10 protein-coding genes and 1 pseudogene are annotated in these 18,811 nt (G+C 71.0%); 8 read left to right on the top strand and 3 right to left on the bottom strand.

Annotated features, from left to right (window positions below; genetic code table 11):
- Window positions 1-8 precede the first annotated feature (8 nt).
- Both AC16DP_RS48145 and AC16DP_RS48140 read right to left on the bottom strand, forming a co-directional pair.
- Window positions 9-5,315, bottom strand: a complete 5,307-nt coding sequence (locus AC16DP_RS48145) for a trifunctional serine/threonine-protein kinase/ATP-binding protein/sensor histidine kinase (protein WP_329728822.1) — start codon at window positions 5,313-5,315, stop codon at window positions 9-11.
- 109 nt (window positions 5,316-5,424) lie between these two features.
- Window positions 5,425-6,309, bottom strand: a complete 885-nt coding sequence (locus AC16DP_RS48140; RefSeq protein ID WP_329728821.1) for a LysR family transcriptional regulator — start codon at window positions 6,307-6,309, stop codon at window positions 5,425-5,427.
- A 109-nt stretch (window positions 6,310-6,418) separates the two neighbouring features.
- On the opposite strand from AC16DP_RS48140, the gene AC16DP_RS48135 reads away from it, so the two are divergent.
- From AC16DP_RS48135 to AC16DP_RS48115, 5 genes are all read left to right on the top strand, one after another.
- The gene (locus AC16DP_RS48135) at window positions 6,419-7,054 is read left to right on the top strand and encodes a CHRD domain-containing protein (RefSeq protein ID WP_329728820.1); all 636 of its coding nucleotides are present in this window, start codon (window positions 6,419-6,421) and stop codon (window positions 7,052-7,054) included.
- Between the two features lie 1,217 nt (window positions 7,055-8,271).
- Window positions 8,272-9,381 (top strand): S-(hydroxymethyl)glutathione dehydrogenase/class III alcohol dehydrogenase, encoded by a 1,110-nt coding sequence (locus tag AC16DP_RS48130; protein WP_329728819.1) that lies wholly within the window; start codon window positions 8,272-8,274, stop codon window positions 9,379-9,381.
- Window positions 9,381-10,232 carry an S-formylglutathione hydrolase gene (gene fghA, locus AC16DP_RS48125; RefSeq protein WP_329728818.1) on the top strand — a complete coding sequence of 284 codons (852 nt, stop codon included), beginning with the start codon at window positions 9,381-9,383 and terminating at the stop codon, window positions 10,230-10,232. Before AC16DP_RS48130 ends, fghA begins: the two co-directional genes overlap by 1 nt.
- A gap of 181 nt (window positions 10,233-10,413) precedes the next feature.
- A complete protein-coding gene (locus AC16DP_RS48120; RefSeq protein ID WP_329728817.1) occupies window positions 10,414-11,448 on the top strand; it encodes a polysaccharide lyase family 20 protein in 1,035 nt (344 codons plus the stop codon).
- 119 nt (window positions 11,449-11,567) lie between these two features.
- Entirely contained in the window at window positions 11,568-16,040 is a 4,473-nt protein-coding gene (locus AC16DP_RS48115) for an AMP-binding protein (RefSeq protein WP_329728816.1), read from the top strand.
- Here the strand turns inward: AC16DP_RS48115 and AC16DP_RS48110 are convergent.
- Complete coding sequence (locus AC16DP_RS48110) at window positions 15,977-16,276, bottom strand: hypothetical protein (protein ID WP_329728815.1); 300 nt, start codon at window positions 16,274-16,276, stop codon at window positions 15,977-15,979. The genes AC16DP_RS48115 and AC16DP_RS48110 overlap by 64 nt on opposite strands.
- Before the next feature lie 248 nt (window positions 16,277-16,524).
- On the opposite strand from AC16DP_RS48110, the gene AC16DP_RS48105 reads away from it, so the two are divergent.
- From AC16DP_RS48105 to AC16DP_RS48095, 3 genes and pseudogenes are all read left to right on the top strand, one after another.
- Window positions 16,525-17,010, top strand: coding sequence for a hypothetical protein (locus AC16DP_RS48105; protein ID WP_329728814.1), 486 nt, complete (start codon window positions 16,525-16,527; stop codon window positions 17,008-17,010).
- Window positions 17,011-17,270: 260 nt separating this feature from the next.
- On the top strand, window positions 17,271-18,599 hold the full coding sequence (locus tag AC16DP_RS48100; protein ID WP_329728813.1) for a hypothetical protein: 1,329 nt from the start codon (window positions 17,271-17,273) through the stop codon (window positions 18,597-18,599).
- Window positions 18,589-18,811, top strand: a pseudogene (locus AC16DP_RS48095) (DUF2380 domain-containing protein); the annotation flags it as partial. The gene AC16DP_RS48100 and the pseudogene AC16DP_RS48095, both read left to right, overlap by 11 nt.

Raw genomic sequence — 18,811 nt, 5'->3', positions numbered from 1 at the left:
CCCTCGTCCTAACGCGTGAAGGGAAGCTCGAAGGTGGCGGTGGCGCCCTTTCCCGGCCCCTCGCTCTCCAGGGTCAGCTTTCCCCCCATGAGGCGGGCCGCCAGCGCGCTGGCGTGCAGGCCGTAGCCATACCCGTCCTTGCGCGTGCTGAAGCCCTGGGTGAACAGGCGCTCTCGCACCTCCGGCGCCAGGCCCTCGCCGTTGTCCACCACCTGGATGCGCACCCACCCGCCCTCCGCCTCCAACCTCACCCCCAGGTAGCGCCGCGCCTCGGGCACCGGCTCCAGCGCACTGCGCGCGTTGCTGAGCAGGTTGAGCAGAATCTGCAACATCCGATGCCGGTCCACCCGCACCGGGGGCAGCTCGGCGATCTCCCGCGTCACCGGCACCGGGGATTGCCGCGAGGCCACCTGGTGGATGCGCAGCGCCTCCTCCACCAGCCCGCCCAGGTCGCACTCGTCCGCCAGCAGCGTGGACTTCGCGTAGGTGCGCTGCATCTGGATGATGGTCCGCACCCGCTCCACGTGCCCGTCCAGGTCCTCCAGGCCCTGCCACAGCACCGCCTGCTCCTGCAGCAGCTCGTCCGCGAGGCCGGAGAGGTAGGCCGGCAGGAGGCTGCCGCGGGGATCCCTCGTGAGGAAGTCCGCCAGGTCCTCGCGCCGCGCATCCATCATCTCCACCACCTGCTTCACCCGGCCCACGCGCGAGTCCTCCACCGTCCTGCGCAACAGGTCCGAGTCCACCACCACGCTCGTGAGGGCATTGCCCGCGTCGTGGAGAATGTTGGAGGCAATCTCCTCCATGCCCACCACGCGCGCCGTCTCCATCAGGTGGGCCTGCGCCTGCTTCAGCTCGCGCGTGCGCGCCTCCACCCGCCGCTCCAGCTCGTCGTTGGACTGGCGCAGCGCCGTCTCGGCCCGCCGCACCTCCTCGTACAGGCGTGCGTTCTCCACCGAGATCGCCGCCTGCGAGGCGATGTGCTTGAGCAGGGCGATGCGGCTCGGGGAGAAGGCCTCGGTGGCCAGGTCGTTCTCCAGGTACAGCACTCCGCCAATCGTCTCCCCCCGGCCCAGCGGGAGGCACAGCAGGCAGCGGGCCGCCCCGTGGGTGAAGTAGGGATCGTTGGAGAAGCCATGGGGCAGGGAGATGTCGTTGAGCAGCACGTGCGAGCCCGAGCGCCGCACGTACGTCAGCAGCGTCCAGGGCAACCGCCGCACGGGCTCCTCGGGGAGCGCGGCCCGGCCCGGAGTGGAGTCCACGAGCGCCGCCACCTCCAGCGTGTCCTGCCGCAACAACAGCAGCGCGCCGCGCTGGGCCCCGGCCGTCTCCAGCGCCACCCGCATGAGCGTGTCCACCAGCCGCTCCAGGACGATCTCACTGGAGATGGCCTGCTGGGCCTTCACCACCGTGAGCGCATCCAGGTGGTTGGAGTCCGTGTCGTAGCTGGTGCTGGACTCCTCGAGCCCGGCCTTCGGCGAGGCCAGGGAGGGCCACTGCTCATCCAGGTGCCGCACCTTGCCCGCGGCCCCCCACTGCATCCAGGCCTCGCGGGCCTCCCGGGCGAAGAGCAGCGCGGTGGTGGCCATCCCCCGCTCCTTCCAGAAGGACGCGGCCAGCTCACACGCCAGGGCCGCGTTCTGCAGCGAGCCCTGCTCACGAGCGCACTGGAGCGCCTCCTCGTAGGCGCGGTGGGCCTCGTCCGCTTCTCCCTCCAGGCGCGCCAGCTCCGCGGCCACCAGCCGCTCGGCCGCGCGGAAGTTCTCCGGACTGTTCGCGGCCCACTCCGCCAGCTGCCGGTGGTGCTGGCCAATCGTCTCCAGGTACTCGCGCCGCCGCGCCGGTGAAGCGTCCCGGCAGCACGCCGCCAGGGTCAGCGCCTCGTACAGCACGTACAGGTAGTAATAGAGCTGGCCGACATTGGACCAGAGCAGCCCCTGGACGCTCCCGGCCGCCTGCCGCGCCTGCTCGTGCGCACCGCTCATGAAGCGCGACATCATCTTCATGATGGCGTAGCTGGAGCGCAGGGGAACCAGACTCCCGGCGGCCAGCCTCGCCTCGAAGGCCGCCTCATCGAACCCCTCTCCATTCAACGAGGAGAAAGAGTCGGAGCGCCCCTGCAGCTGCGCCACGTAGCGCAGGAAGATGCGCATCATCTGGATGACGTCCCAGAACTCCACCTTGGAGGCGAAGTCGAAGCCCGCCAGGGCTTCCCGGCGGACCTCCTCCAGCTCGCGCCCCATGACGAGGGGAATCAGCGTGCTGTGGTTGAAGCAGAGGCTGGCATTGCGGAAGGCCCCCGCCTGGGCCGACTGCTGGATGGCCTTGTGGATGAACTCCCGCGAGGAGAGCAACGGGCCCACCCAGACGCCATTCATGGACCGGGCATGGAGCGCCTCGCCCTGGAAGGTGGAGCTGCCCTGGCGCTCGGCGAGCCGGCACGCGAAGTCGCTGATGGCCAGCCCCTCGTGGTAGCGCTTGAAGACGTTGCTGCTCAGGAAGCCGAACCACGCGTAGGCGTGCGCGGACGCATCCACATGCCCATGCCGGATGGAGAGCGTCACCATGCGGCAGATGTGGAGGACGTGCAGGTTCCTCCGGCTGAAGAAGGCCGGCGCGTACAGGGCCGCGAGGACGCTCAGCACCGCCTTCATGTCCGGGTCCGTCAGGGCCGGCAGCGCGAGCAGGCTCTCCAGGGGCCGCGCGTGGAGCAGGGACCACGCCTCCGCGTGGGCCGCCACCACCTCCTCCCAGGAGGGCTCCAGCGGCAGCGGCATGCCGAACTTCTCCAGGCACTCCAGCAGACAGGCGACGGCGCCCTCCGCGTCACTCGAGGAGACGAGCAGATCGCTCTTGAAGCGATAGGCCTTCGCCATCTCCGAGCGCGTGCGGGCCCAGGGCAGCACGCCGTCCACCAGGCGGCGCGCCTCGGCGGAGTTGCCGCTCATCACCTCGCTGCTGGCCTGGGCCAGGCGCAGCTTGAAGGCCGTGGCCCTGTCCGTCTCCCAGGGATTGCCGGGCAGCAGGGAGAAGGCCGTGTCGAAGCACGTCACCGCCGAGCGGTGGGCACTGGAGGCCTTCGCCTTCCAACCCGCCTCGGCGTTCAGGTACGCCAGGTGCGCGCGCTCCACGTCGTCCCGCATCAACGCCACGCCCACGTTGAGGTGGCTCACCACCTCGAAGAGGCGCTCGCGCAGCTCCTCGGGAGAGAGCCGCTCCAACAGCAGGCGGCCCACGCGCAGGTGCACGGCCTTGCGCTCCCGCTCGGGGATGAGGGCATAGGCGGCCTGCTGGATGCGATCGTGCGCGAAGCGGTACTGCTCGGCATCCGCCCGCACCAACAGCTCCTCCTGGAGCGCGGGCTCCAGGTCCTGCTCCACCTGGGAGCTGTCCTGGTGCGACAGGAAGGCCAGCTTGCGCAGGGCGAAGGTGTTGCCCATGCACGCCGCCAGGCTGAGCATCTGCCGGGTGTGCTCCGGCAACTGCAGCAGCCGGCCCACCATGAAGTCGATGACGTTGTCCGAGTACCCCCGGGCCCGCACGCCCTCGGCGTCCCAGCGCCAGCCGCCCTCCGGCGCGCGCACCACCAGGCCGTCCTGGTGCAGCGCCTGCACCCACTGGAGGAGGAAGAAGGGGTTGCCGCCCGTCTTCTCCTGGACGAGCGAGGCCAGGGGCACCACCAGCGCGTCCCCGGCGCCGGGGAAGGCATCCGCCACCAGCCGCCGCGTCTGCTCCAGGGTGAGCGGGCCCAGGTGCAGGTCCCCCACCCGCGTCCCCTCCTCGCGCACCAGCGCCAGGGTCCGCGCCAGCGGGTGCGAGGGGCTCACCTCGTTGTCCCGGTAGGCGCCAATCAACAGCACGGGCGGCGTGTCCGGGTGCGTGGCGATGTAGCGCAGCAGCTCCAGGCTGGCGGGGTCCGCCCACTGGAGGTCATCCAGGAAGAGCACGAGCGGGCGCTCGGGGCTGGCGAAGATGCCGAGGAAGCGCAGGAAGACGCGGTTGAAGCGGCTGCGCGCCTCGAAGGAGGGCAGCTCGGGGAGGCCGGGCTGCTTGCCGGCGACGCGCTCCAGCTGGGGCACCAGGTCCACCAGCAGCTGGCCGTTGCCCTCCCACGCCTCCAGCAGCCGCTGGCGCCAGAGCGCCACCTCCTCGTCACTGCCGGCCAGCAACTGCTGCACCAGCTCCTGGAAGGCCCGCGCCAGCGTGGAGTACGGGACGTCGTGCTGGAGTTGATCGAACTTGCCGCTGAGGAAGAAGCCGCGCCGCCGCAGCACGGGGCGGTGCAGCTCGCGCACGGCGGCGGACTTGCCGATGCCGGAGTAGCCCCGCACGAGCACCCACTCGGTGTGCCCCGTGAGCGCCACCCGCTCGAAGGCCTTCAGCAGGAACTCCACCTCCTCCTCGCGGCCATACAGCCGCTGGGGGAGCTGGAAGCGCGCGGAGACATCCCGGCTGCCCAGGGGGAACGTCTCCAGCGAGCCGAGCCGCAGCGCCTCCTGGCACCGCTCCAGGTCCGCCCGCAGCCCCTCGGCGCTCTGGTAGCGCTCCTCGGCGACCTTGGCCAACAGCTTCATCACCACCGCCGAGAGCGCGGGGGGAATGGAGGGCACCACCAGGTGCGGCGGCACGGGAGCCTGGGCCAGGTGGGCGTGGAACCACTCCAGCATGTCCTGCCCGCGGAAGGGCAGCCGCCCCGTGAGCACCTCGTAGAAGGACACGCCCAGCGAGTAGAAGTCCGTGCGGTAGTCCACCGCGCGATTCATCCGCCCCGTCTGCTCCGGGGACATGTAGGCCGGAGTTCCCTCGCCGAGCGGCTGCTGGAGGACGGCCTCCACGTGCTCCACCCGCTGCAGGGTGGCGATGCCGAAGTCGATGAGCCACGCCTTCCCCGAGGGGGCGACGAGGATGTTGGCGGGTTTGATGTCCTTGTGGATGACGCCGCGCCGGTGGACCTCGGCCAGGGTGGCCGTCACGGAGAGGGCCCAGGTGAGGAAGCGGGAGGGCGCGAGGGCCTGGCCCACCTGCTCCGAGAGGGCCTTGCCCCCCACGTCGTCCAGCACGAGGACGGGCCGCTCCTGGAGCACTTCCAGTGCGTGGGCGGTGAGCACTCCGGGTACGCCCTTCAGGTGGCGCAGCAGCTCGTACTCGCGCTGGTAGCGGGCCCGCTCGCGCGTGCCGACGGGCCAGGAGCGCGGCGTCTTGACGATGACGGGCAACCCGTCCGCCTCACGGACCGCGCGGTAGAGGAGGCTCGTCGCCGTCTCCTGGAAGCGGCCCAGCAGCCTGTACCCGGGGAGGAGGAGAGAGGTGATGCTCATGAGGTGGGGCCCTGCTCTGCTCCGAGGCGGAGAGCCGTGGGGTACCATACCACCTCCGGCGTGGTGCTCTCGCGGCTCCCCCCGGGGCCCTGGCATACCCGGCCGCCCCTCATAGCGGCTCCAGGAACCGCCGGATGTGCGAGAGCACCCGTTGGATTTTCGGAATCTCGGCGAGCGCCTCGGGCACGCTGATGCGCACCGGGCGCTCCCGCCCCACCAGCCCGGGCAGCACGGGCACCAACGGCTCCGCGGAACTGCCCGGGTCCTCCAGCTCGACGCTGGGCACCAGACCGATTCCCAGCCCCGCGATGCAGCAGGAGCGGATCAGATGGATGTCCGCCGTGACGAGCACCGGGGAGACCGTGAAGGTGGCGCCCCGGAGCGTGGGCCAGGTGTGCGCATCGTCTCCCGGCGCCTCCCAGGAGAAGAGCTCGTGGCCCCGCAGCTCCTGGAGCGAGCCCGGGGTCCCCCGCCGTTGCAGGTACTCCGGGCTGGCCAGGAGCCCCTCCCGCACGCGCATCACCACGGAGGAGAGCCAGGGCCCCCGGGGCATGTCCTCGCCGAAGTGGATGGCCATGTCCACGCCGTCCAGCGGCTCGCCCAGGGGGTCTCCGCTGAAGCGGGCGTGGACGCGCAGCAGCGGATAGGTGGTGCGCAACAGCCCGAAGAGCGGCGTGAGCAGATGCGGCGGCAGCCCCACGGGCAGCACCACCCGGAGCACTCCCGAGGGCTCCTGGCCCACCTCGCGGATGGAGGACAGCAGCGCGCTCGTCTCCTGCATCATGACGCGCCCGCGCCGGGCGAGCACCTCACCGGCTTCCGTCAGGATGATGCCCTGGGCCGTGCTCTTGAGGAGCGGCACGCCGGCCCGGGCCTCGAGCGCCTCGACGCGGCGCCGCAAGGTGGTGCGCGACACGCCCAGGGACTCCGCGGCGGCCAGGAACGAGCCCGTCTGCACGACGTCGAGAAAAGCACGCAACTCTTCCAGATCCATGCTCTTGCCTCGCTGTCCGGGGAGTGGCCACCCCCTGTCCATCTGCGGCCATCGCCCGCGCCCGGGGAGCGCTACGAAGAGAGCCGCCACCCTCCAGGAGGAACGCACCATGCGTACGCCCACCACGGCCCTTGCCTTCGCTCTCGCGCTGTCCACCCTGCCCGCCCACGCCAAGGACCCTGCCCTCGGTGCGACGACCTTCACCACCTACGAGGCCTTCCTGAGCCCCGCCCAGGAGCCCGGTGAGGAGTCGGAGGTGCCCAAGCCGCTGGAGAAGAGCCTCGGCGCCACGGCGCCCTCGACGCCTCGCGAGAACCGGAAGTCGCGGGGCCATGGGCAGCTGCGATTCGCCCGAGACCTGAGCAAGGCCTATGTCGAAGTCGAGATCCAAGGGGTGAACCCCGCCGACATCGTCATGTTCCACATCCACTGCGGCCCGCCGGGCGTGCTCGGCCCCATCATCGTGGACTTCGGCGAGTCCGGCAGCCCGGGGAAGAAGTTCACCGATGGCAGGTTCTCCGTGGAGCTCACCAACAAGAACGTCGTCTACGTCAAGGATATGCCGGGCCTGAAGCCCTCGCTACCCGAGGGCTGCCCCTCCGAGCTGGGACTCCCGGGACAGGTCAAGACGCTCGCCGGGCTCGAATACCTGGCGAGGAAGGGAGTGCTCTATTTCAACCTCCACACCAAGGCGCACACCTACTACGGAGAGATGCGCGGCCAGCTCTACCCCGCCAAGGACTGAGTCCCTGGACGTGCGAGGTCCTGGCGCGCGGCACCTTCCGGCCGCGAGCCATTCCAACGGGTCCGACCATCGGACCAGTTGCTCGACCTCGAGCCCGGAGGCTGCACGCACTCCCACGGGAGGGCGGACGCGATGTGTCTGGTGGTCGTCCCGAGCGCGTCGCTCCAGGCCACCCTGAACACGCCCACGCGGAGGCGGTCCGGCGTCCCACGCGGGACGCACGTCCGCCAGTGCCTTGTCTCTTCCTGGAGGGACACGCGCCGTGACACGCGCCACGGCTCCACGCCTCGCGGAGGCGTGCGGGTGGCCGGTGCTCGGGCGGTGTGCTCGAGACGGAGGGCCCTCGGGCCCGTGCGCGAGCACGAGCCCTCCCGCGGTTCCCCAGGCCACGACGGGTGGTGGGGGCTCCGCTTCAGGTGAGCGTCTCCACGGCCCCTCCACGCCCGTCCCGGCAGGAGTCCTGACGGTGCCACGGTGCGCGAGGAGTGACGGAGGGGAGGAAGCGCCCATCAGCGGGCGCTCCACGTCCGCCGGCTCGGTGGAGTGCACCCACCTGCCACGGACGACGCCCTGCAGCCGCGGTGCGCTCACGCTGACTGCGAGGCGGGGGGCCTTCACCGGACGCGAACCGGAGGCCCCGACACCGGGTGCGAGTCCCGTCTTCACCTGCGGGGACTCGTGTCTCCGGGCCAGCCTCGGAGGCGGTGCCTCCTGGCCCGGCGGGGACCGGTGAAGCCCGGTGCCCCCTGGGGGCGGGATGTCCGCGCGGCTGACCGCGAGGCCCGCGATGAGCACTCCCCGGACCCGGGCGGAGCGCTGCGTGGGCTCCGGCTCCCACTCACGCACCGAGGCCGGGTGCGGGAGAGCCGTGCCCTGTCCGGACTTCCCGGCGGTGTCGTGCCGGTGCCGGTCCCACTCCTCCAACCGGAGGGTGAGGGAATCAATGGAATCGTCGAGCTGGCCGCACCCGGACGCCGACACGGCGAGCAGCAGCGCCACCAGCAGGACACTCGTCCCGCCGGGCCGCTGCACTGCCCTCGTTCTGTCGGCCACGCCGCTCATGCGCCTCGTCCGGTGCTACTTCGATGACCAGCCAATCCCACCATGTGTTACCGCGACTGCCGGGAAGCGCAATTCTTCGGCCGGTGAGGCCACGGTGACGCTCACGTGGTAGCTACGGTCCGACGCAACCCGCTACATCCCTGGAGGACACGAGCATGGACATCAAGGCAGCGGTGGCATTCGAACCCGGCAAGCCCCTGCGCATCGAGACGGTGCACCTCGAAGGCCCCAAGGCCGGCGAGGTCCTCATCGAGCTGAAGGCCACGGGCATCTGCCACACGGACGCGTACACGCTCTCGGGCAAGGACCCCGAGGGCCTGTTCCCCAGCATCCTCGGCCACGAGGGCGCGGGCGTGGTGGTGGACGTGGGCCCCGGCGTCACCTCGCTGAAGAAGGGGGACCACGTCATCCCGCTCTACACGCCCGAGTGCCGCCAGTGTAGGTCGTGCCTGTCGCGGAAGACGAACCTGTGTACCGCCATCCGCGCCACGCAGGGCAAGGGCCTCATGCCGGATGGCACCAGCCGCTTCCGGATCGGCAAGGAGCCCGTCCACCACTACATGGGCACGTCCACCTTCGCGACGCACACGGTGCTCCCGGAGATCGCCGTGGCGAAGATTCGCGAGGACGCCCCGTTCGACAAGGTCTGCTACATCGGCTGTGGGGTGACCACGGGCATTGGCGCCGTCATCTACACCGCGAAGGTGGAGGCGGGCGCGCGCGTGGTCGTCTTCGGCCTGGGCGGCATCGGCCTCAACGTGGTGCAGGCCTGCCGCATGGTGGGCGCGGATCAGATCGTCGGCGTGGACCTCAACCCCGCCCGGCGCGAGATGGCCGAGAAGTTCGGCATGACCCACTTCGTCAACCCGAAGGAGGTGGGCGCGGACCTGGTGCCCTACCTCGTCAACCTCACGGCGGGCGGCGCGGACTACAGCTTCGAGTGCATCGGCAACGTGACGACCATGCGGCAGGCGCTCGAGTGCTGCCACCGCGGCTGGGGCGAGAGCATCATCATCGGCGTGGCGGCGGCCGGACAGGAGATCAGCACCCGTCCCTTCCAGCTCGTCACCGGGCGCGTGTGGAAGGGCAGTGCCTTCGGCGGCGCCCGCGGCCGCACCGACGTGCCCCGCATCGTCGACTGGTACATGGATGGGAAGATTCAGATCGACCCGCTCATCACCCACACCCTCCCGCTGGAGCGCATCAACGAGGGCTTCGACCTGATGCACAAGGGCGAGTCCATCCGCGCGGTGGTGAAGTACTGATGGATACGGCCCTCCGGCTCGCCTCCGAGCACCGCTGCTTCGAAGGCACCGTCGCCTACTACCGCCATGACTCGGTGGTGTGTGGCGGCGAGATGCGCTTCTCCGTCTACGTGCCCCCGCAGGCGCGGACGGGCAAGGTGCCCGTGCTCTACTTCCTCTCGGGCCTCACGTGCACCGAGGAGACGTTCCAGATCAAGGCCGGTGCGCAGCGGCTCGCGGCCGAGCTGGGACTGATGCTCGTCGTGCCCGACACCAGCCCGCGCGACACCGGCATTCCGAACGAGAGCGCCGACTGGGAGGTGGGCACCGCCGCCGGCTTCTATGTGGACGCCACCCAGCAGCCCTGGGCCTCGCGCTTCCGCATGTTCAGCTACGTCACCCAGGAGCTGCCCGGGCTCATCGGGAAGAACTTCCCGGCCCGCATGGACCGCGAGGGCATCTTCGGCCACTCCATGGGAGGACATGGCGCCCTGATGTGCGCCCTGCGCCAACCCGGCCGCTACCGCTCCGTGTCCGCCTTCGCTCCCATCTGCGCGCCCGTGCGCGTCCCCTGGGGACAGAAGGCCTTCCGCACCTACTTCGGGGCCGACACCGAGGCCTGGAAGCAGTGGGACACCACCGAGCTCATCCGCTCGGCGAGGACGCGTCTGCCCCCACTGTTGGTGGATCAAGGCACGCGCGACAAGTTCCTCGGGGACCAGCTCAAACCCGAGCTCCTCCGCGAGGCCTGCGACCAGGCGGGGCAGCCCCTGACGCTCCGTTCCCAGGACGGATACGACCACGGCTACTACTTCGTCTCGACCTTCATGGCGGACCACCTGCGCCACCACGCCTCGGCGCTAACAGCCTGAAATCGTAGCGGACACGCGCTCCCTCGCCGGACGGGCTTCCGGCGAGGGGCTCGTGTGCCGTGAAGCAGCACGAGGAGCCCGGGCGGCTCCTGCTCCAGGGAGGGCTGACAAGGAAGCAGGCCGGGAAGTGGGAAGGCGTTCCGTTTGTCCGTGGGGACCCAACGGAACGAAAGGACCGAGCTTGAAGCGTTTGCTGAAACTTGCCCCCTTCGCGCTGCTGCTGCCCACCCTGGCGACCGCCTCCACCGTGTGGAGGGGAGACTTCGAGACCGGCAACCTCTCGCAGTGGGACCGCGAGCAGACTGTCTCCTCGAACCGCCTGCTGGTGGTCAGCTCGCCCGCACGAGAGGGCCGCTACGCGCTGAAGACCACCGTCCGTCAGGGCGACAACCCCATCAGCGCGAGCGGCAACCGCAACGAGCTGCTCTACCTGGATCGCGAGGCGCCCGGCTCCGAGTTCTTCTACAAGTGGAGCACGCTCTTCCCGAAGAGCTTCCCGCGCTCGCCCAGGTGGCAGATCTTCACCCAGTGGCACCACGACGGCAGCGGTGGCTCTCCGCCGCTCGAGTTCTACGTGGTGGATGATCAGCTGCGCCTGCGCGTGGGCGGCAGCAACGGGAAGATCATCTGGCGGGCCCCGCTCCAGCGCGAGCAGTGGAATGACTTCGTGCTGCACGTGAAGTGGTCGCCGGATCCCAAGGCCGGCTTCGTCGAGCTGTACCACAACGGCCAGGTCGTCGTGCCGCTGACGAAGGTGGCCACGCAGTACTCGGGCCAGCTCAACTACCTGAAGCTCGGCCTGTACCGCGACGCGTCCATCGCCCCCGAGGGCGTGGTCTTCCATGACGGCTTCGTCCAGGCCACGCGGCTGGAGGACGTGATGCCCGCGCCCGTCGTCGCCACCCCGGAGCCCCAGCCCCAACCGGCCCCGGAGAGCACGCCGGATGATGGAGCGTCCGACGATGGCGATCCTCCCGCCGAGCAGCCGGGGCCCATCGCCCAGCAGCCCTCGGACTCGCTCCCGGGCACGGGCGGCATCATCCCCGGCGACGCGACGCTCGCCGGCACGGGGATGCCTCCCGCGAGCTGCGGCGCCTCCTCGACGGGTGGAATGCCCCTGCTCGTCGCCGCCGGACTGACCCTGGCCGCGCTGCTGGGCCGGCGCAAGGCCACCGCGCCCGCCTACGCACGGCGCTCGCGCAACCGGCGTCGCTGAGTACCCAGGTGGGGTGACGCCGCCCCACCCGGAGCAACCGGGCTCCGCGCACCGGCATTGCCGCTCATGGGGCGGCCGGATGAAGATCCGGCTCCCCCCCATCCGCGGTGCCAAGAGACATGAAGCCCCTGGCAGTGGTGCGTCGCGAGCCCGGCTCGACCTTTGTGGACATCCTGCGCAGGAGGGCACTGGAGCAGCCCTCGCGCCGCGTCTTCACCCTCCTGGAAGATGGAGAGACGGAGACACAGCAGTTGGACTTCGCGGGCCTGGATGAGCGGGCCCGGGCCATCGCCGCCACGCTCCAGCGCTCGGCCGCGGCCGGCGAGCGCGCCCTGCTCCTCTACCCCTTCGGGCTGGACTACGCCGCCGCCTTCTTCGGTGCGCTGTACGCCGGAGTCGTGGCCGTGCCGGTGTACCCGCCGGACCCCTCGCGCCTGCACCGCACGCTGCCGCGGCTGCGCGCCATCGCCCAGGATGCCCAGGCCACGCTGGTGCTCACCACCCGCGCCATCCACGAGCTGGTGGACGGGCTCTCCAGCCACGCGCCGGAGCTCGCCTCGCTGCGCTGGGTGGCCACCGACGCGCTGGAGCCGGGCAGTGAGCAGGCGTGGCGGCCTCCGGAGGTGACGGCCCGTACGCCCGCCTTCATCCAGTACACCTCGGGCTCCACCGCCGTGCCCAAGGGCGTGCGGCTCACGCACGGCAACCTGCTCCACAACTCCACCATCATCCAGCGGGCCTTCGGCTCCTCGGAGGACTCGGTCGGCGTGAGCTGGTTGCCGATGTACCACGACATGGGACTCATCGGCTGCGTGCTGCAGCCGGTGTACGCCGGCTTCCCCATCGTGCTGCTGCCGCCCGAGTCCTTCCTGCAGAAGCCGGTGCGCTGGTTGCGCGCCCTCTCGCGCTACCGCGGCACGCTCAGTGGCGGACCCAACTTCGCGTTCGACCTGTGCGCGCGCAAGGTGACGCCGGAGCAGCGCGAGGGGCTGGACCTGAGCAGCTGGAGCTACGCCTTCAACGCCGCCGAGCCCGTGCGCGCCGACACGCTGGAGCGCTTCTCACGGACGTTCGCCGCCACCGGCCTGCGCTCGGATGCGCTGCGTCCCCTGTACGGCCTGGCCGAGGCCACGCTCATGGTGACGGGCGGTTTCCCGGGCACGCGCCGCACGGTGCGCACGGTGGACGGCGCGGCGCTGGAGTCCTGGTGGGTCGTCGAGCTGCCCGAGGGCACGCCGGGCTCGCGGCGGCTGGTGGGCCTGGGCCGCCCGTGGCTGGACGAGCAGGTGCTCATCGTGGACCCCGTCACGCGCACGCGCTGCTCCTCGGACCGCGTGGGAGAAATCTGGGTGTCGGGCCCGAGCGTCGCCCAGGGCTACTGGAACCGCCCCGAGGAGACCGAGCACACCTTCGGCGCGATGCGCGCGGACACCACGGATGGCCCCTGGCTGCGCACCGGGGACCTGGGCTTCCTGCAGGACGGCGAGCTGTTCTTCGCCGGCCGCCTCAAGGACCTCATCATCATCCGGGGCCGGAACCACTACCCGCAGGACCTCGAGCGCACCGTGGAGGAGAGCCACCCCGCGCTGCGCCCCGGCTGTGGCGCCGCCTTCTCCATCGACTCGGGACAGGAGGAGCGGCTCGTCGTCGTGCAGGAGGTCTACCGCGACCGCGAGGGAAACAGCCTCGAGGACATCACCCACGCCGCGCGGCAGTCCGTGGCCGCCGCGCACGGCATCCACCTGGACACGCTGGTGCTGGTGCGCCACGGCACCATGCCCAAGACGTCCAGCGGCAAGATTCAGCGCGGCGCCTGCAAGCAGGAGTACCTCGCGGGCTCGCTGGAGATTCTCCACACGGCCCGGCTCGCGCCGCCCCGCGCCGAGCCCACCGACGCGAGCCCCTCCGCCTTCCTGCGCGAGCAGCTCGCCCGCCTCATCGGCATCGCCCCCGAGGCGCTGGATCCGCGGCGCACCCTGGCGGAGCTCGGGCTGGACTCGATGCACCAGCTCGAGCTGCAGCAGTTGCTGGAGGGCCGGTACGGGCTCACGCTCCGGATGGAGGAGCTGCTGAGCCATCCGCTCGGGCAGTTGCTGGAGGAGCTGGGCACGCGCAAACCGCGCGCGGAGTCGGGCCCGTTCTCCATCGCCTGGGACGTGGCCCGCGACGCGCCCGCGCTCTGGCGCTACCTGCGCGAGGCCGAGCCCTGGGTGGCCGAGGAGCTGGAGCGGATGAAGCGGGACATTCCCGTACCGCCCACCAATGGCACCTTCGACACCGAGGGCTTCTTCCGCCCGCAGGGCCACTTCCGCTCCTTCTACCGGCGCGGCCCCGGCGAGAGCGTGCTGGCCATCAAGGGCGCCGAGGTACGGTGCGAGGATCAGATCGGCTTCTTCCAGCTGCTCCAGCAGCGGCTCTTCGAGCGCTTCGCGAAGCACTCGGTGACGAACACGCTGGAGTACTTCCTCATCCAGGAGCGCAAGGTGCCCGGCGCCGTCACGCTGCCCGAGGCGCTCAACGAGGCGCAGCGCGCGGCCGAGGTGCAGGGCCGTTTCCTGGAGGAGTTCCACGAGCCCGGCGGACTGCCGCTGCCGCTGCTGGTGGTGCGCTGGTCCGAGGAGGTGGTGGCGCGCTTCCGCTCGCGGCTGTTGCCACTGCTGTCGGGCTTCACCCTCACCATCGCCCAGAACGAGCTGCGCGACGGGCTGGCCTGCTACGTCTACTGGTTCCCCAAGGCGCCCTTCCCGCGCGTGAGCCACTTCGCCGGCACATTGGCGCAGGAGAGCCAGCGCACCGGCTCGGGCGGCTTCGCCAACACGCGGCTCGTCTACGCCACCCTCAAGCACAACCTGGACCCCGAGGCCGTCGTCGACTCGTGGGTGCGGCTCACCGCGCGCCTGCTGCTGCTCGGCTACTTTCCCAGCGACATCCAGCACTTCAAGAACGGGCAGTGCATCGAGCCGCAGAACGTGCTCCTCAACGGCACCTTCGCGGACCTGGACTCCGTCATCCCCATGCGCCAGCTGGGCAGCGACCGGGAGTTCTACGCCAGCTTCCTCGCCATGCTGAACCTGCTGGCGCACACGGTTCGCGTCTTCCTCACCGCCGAGAGCAACGGCACCACCACGCTGCCGAGTCCCTTCCCCCACCAGTTCCAGCGCCCCGACTTCCTGGAGATGCTCTCCGTCATCCACATCTGGGAGCGCCTCCAGGTGCACCTGCGCGAGCAGCGCCAGGGCCTGCGCGGCACGTTGGACCCGAGGCTGGAGGAGCTCGTCTCGTCCCGGCTGTCCTTCCCGGTGCTCTTCGAGAAGGTGCTGTTCTCGCTCTACTACGCCGGGCCCACCCTGCCCGAGAGCGCCGTGCACCTGCTGTCCGTCGCGGACGTCTACAACGACGTGGGCGGCGCCGGGGAGCGCAAGCCCGCGCGCAAGGTGGAGTACAGCGCGAAGCTCTCCGTGGACGCGGCCGCGCTCGCCACCCTGCCCCGCGCCTTCCTGGAGCAGTTGCGGCTCACGCCCCGCGAGTTCATCCGCGACTGCCTCCACGGCGAGGCCTCGCTCGTCAGCGTGTACGAGACGTTCCTCGGCCGCATCGGGCTCGTCGTGCTGCCGCTGGAGGACGCGGCGCTCTACGTGGACAAGCAGCGCACGGTGGACGCCGTCGTCCGGGGGCTCGAGGAGGCCGCGCGCCTGGGCGCCGACACCGTGTCCCTCACGGGCCTGGTGCCCTCGGCCACGGACTATGGACGCGCCCTCGTGGAGGCCACCGCCGGCCGCGCCGGGCTGCCCCGGCTCACCACCGGCCATGCCACCACCGCCGCCTGCTTCGTGATGATGGTGGAGCAGGTGCTGCGCGCCGGAGGCCGGAGGCTGGAGGACGAGCACGTGGCGCTCCTCGGCGCGGGCTCCATCGGCACCGCCATCCTGCGCCTGTTGCTGCGCACGCTGCCGCACCCGCGCTCCTTGCGGCTGTGCGACGTCCCCGCACGGCGCGAGTACCTGCTGCGGCTCACCGAGGAGCTGGTGGCGGAGCTGGGCTTCCAGGGGAACGTGGAGGTGACGTGCATCTCCGGCAGCTCCGCGCCCGACGAGGTGTACGCGGCCTCCGTGCTGCTCAGCGCCACCAGCGCCGCGAACCTGCTCGACGTGGACAGGCTGCGCCCCGGCACGCTCGTGGTGGATGACTCGGCGCCCCACTGCTTCGACCCACGCCGCGCCATCCGCCGCTTCCAGGAGCGCCGCGATGTCCTCTTCACGGAGGCCGGTGCCATCCGCAGCCACAGGCCCGTGGGGGAGATCCGGGAGCTCACCTTCGCCACCGGCTGGGACCATAAAATCCGCGCCGCGCTCAAGCTGCTGCACCCGCTCGACGACACGCTCATGGGGTGCGTCTTCTCCAGCATCCTCAGCTCGCGCTTCGAGGACGCTCCGTGCCTGGTGGGCACGCCGACGCCGAGGGACCTGGACCTGCACTACCGCAAGCTGCGCGAGCTGCGCTTCGAGGCCGCGCGGCTCTACATCGAGGACTACGTGCTGGACGAGGACCTGGTGGCCATGTTCCGCGCCCGCTTCGGCTCGGGCTCCCGGTAGGTACCGGAGTGGAGGCCCCTCGCGAATCCAGCGGGGAGGCTCACGCGGGCCCGGGCCTCGGCCAGCAGCTCCGCGAGGGCCTCCTGCCCCATGGGCGTCGCGGCCAGCACCCGCTCCTGGAGGCGGAAGAGCAGCGTGGCCACCTCCAGCACCAACGGGCGGAGCCGCCTGGCCAACAACATCGAACCGGCACCTACCCCGCACCCCAGCAGGAACGAGGAAAAATCGAGCTTCACTGGAGATACCTCCCAGAGTGGCTCCCCCAGCCTCCACCCGTGACCCTGACCCCTTCTAGGTGGAGCCGCTCGCTCTCCGGTGCAAGGTGTCACGCCCCTCGCCCTCGCGGACCGGCGGACGGTGCGCCCCTCCCTCGTCCCCTTGCACCCACGAAGGCCCGTGCCTAGGGGCGCTCCCACATGAAGCGGCTCCCCATCGAGCAGCTCGTGCGGGTTCCCCATGAGCCTCCACTCGTTGACGTCAACGAGTGACCGTCCCGCCTTTCGGACTACCTGCCGTGTACGGCACCGTGGCGCGCAACTTCCCGGAGGCCATCTGCACGCACTTCGGCGTGTACCCCCTGCGGGCCCTGCTCCGCTACGTGGAGGCGACCGGCCTCGTGCTGGACAGGGGCAACCCGGGCACCCTGCTCATCGACGTGCCGCGAGAGGACGGCACGGTGGTGAGCAAGCCCTTCGCCGAGTGCGGCGTGGACGAGGTGGAGCGGGCCACGAAGGCCAAGAAGACTCCGCTCCCGGTGCGTGTCCCCGTGCCGGACCGGGCGCGTCTGCTGTTCTTCGAGGACAGCCTCTTGCGCAACTTCAACGGGGTGGCCCCCGTCCGTCTCAGCTCGCGCACCCAGGACGGCAAGACGCTGCTGAGCGTGCAGGACGTGCCGGTGACGGAGGTGGCGCGGCTCCTCAAGGCGCTCCAGGAGGGCATGAGCGCGGAGCCCACGGTGGCCGCGAAGTAGCCGCACCCGTCCTCATGAACTGAAGCACCCGGGCAGGGAGGGATGCCGGCGGACATGGCCGGTGCTCCCTCCCTGTTTCTTTTCGTGACCACCGGGCACCGGCGGAAACGCGGGTTCCGCGGCACCACGAATGTGACCGGGTGACCTGGGGGGTTGAATCACCAGGCTTGGGAATCAGGTCGCATCCACCCGTCTTTTCCCGGTTGTCCGGAGTCGTCGGAGGTGGCCGCTAGAATGGGAGTCCCCATTCGGAGGCGCTGATGACGTCCACGCTGCTGGTGGTGCTGATGCTGTCCCAGGCGGATGGGCCCCCTCCTCCACCTGTGGGTGCAGTGGAGCCCCCACGCCCGGCGTCCCCGCCCGCGAGGTGGAGTTACCTGACGCGCCTGGAGGTGACGACGCTGGCGCTGCTGCCACGGGCGGGAGTGGGCGTGCAGGAGGGCTTCGTCCAGGTGGAGCCCACCTTGATTCTGGATGGCGGCGCGCGGCTCGGCCTCAACCTGGGCGCCCCCGTGCGGCTTCGGCTGTGGGGCGGCGGTGAAGGCGAGGGCCTGGTGCGCCGGGAGGACTGGGACAGCCTGTCGGACTGGGGGCAGCTCGTGCGCGGCCTCAAGCTGGGCTCGGACAACGCCCCCGTGGCGCTGTGGGTGGGCGGACTGGAGGGCTACAGCCTCCTCTCGGCGCACCTCGTCCGCCGCTACTCCAACCGGATGAACCCGGACTACCACCCGGCGGGCGCCTTCCTCACCGGCACGTGGGGCCCTCTCTACGCGGAGGCCTTCGCCTCGGACGTGCTGGGCGCGCGGCTGCTGGGCGCGGAGGTGGCGCTGGACGTGCAGCACCTCCTCTTCGGCCCGCCCCGGCAGCGGGGGCGCTACACGGTGGCGCTGTCCGCCGTCCATGACGGGGGCCTGGCCGGGGGACGGGCGCCCGCGGTGACACTGGCACACGTGGATGGGACGGCGGTGGTGGTGGTGCGGCCGGGCTTCGAGGCCCACCTGCTGGCCGGCTGGGGCGGACGGCCGGGAGTGGGTGGCGCGTGGGGCGCGGTGGTGGGAGCGGGCGCGGATGCGCTGACACCCACGCTGGACATGAAGCTGCGGCTGGAGGCGCGCATGCAGCGCGGAGGCTTCCGCCAGGGCTACGTTGGTCCGGACTACGAGCTGGCGCGCTTGCGGGCCGTGGGCTCCGAGGGGGTGCCGCTGGCCGAGGCGCCGCTTCCGGACGGCTTCTCCGTCTACGGTGAGGCGGTGGTGGGGTGGGACTCCGTGCGCTACGGCGGGCTGCAGAAGCACCTGCAGCTCTCCCTGGGCGCCGAGGCCTTCACCTGGGGCCGCTTCGACGTGGACGGGCGCGTGGCGGTGCAGCTCTTCGGCCGCACCCTCGAGGTGGCCGTGAAGGGGATGGGGGTGGGCCTGGGGCAGTCCGGTGAGCGCTACCTGGGCGCGGCGGAGGTGCGCTGGCGCTTCCTCGGGGGGCACCTGTACGTGCTGGGCCAGGGAGGCACGCTGCTATTCGCGCGAGGCCTGGACATGCCGAGCCCGGGGGCCTTCGCTTGCGTGGGCCTGGGGGTGGACCATGCGCGCTGAGTCGCCAGCAGTCAGGTGGACGGGGCCGCTGCTCGCCCTGGCCCTGCTGTCCAACGCCTGTGCGCCGCTGAGGCCACTGCCCGCGCGGGGGACACCCCTGCGCTACACGCCGCGCGAGGCCGCCACGCCCACCTTCGCACAGGGCCCGGGTGAGGCGCCCACGCCAGAGCCCGAGGGGCCCCAGCGGCTGCACCGCCGCCAGGGCACGCGCG

The sequence above is a fragment of the Archangium sp. genome (assembly GCF_057119385.1).
Note: the sequence above shows the minus strand (reverse complement) of the source record. Positions and strands in the feature narration are given on the sequence as shown.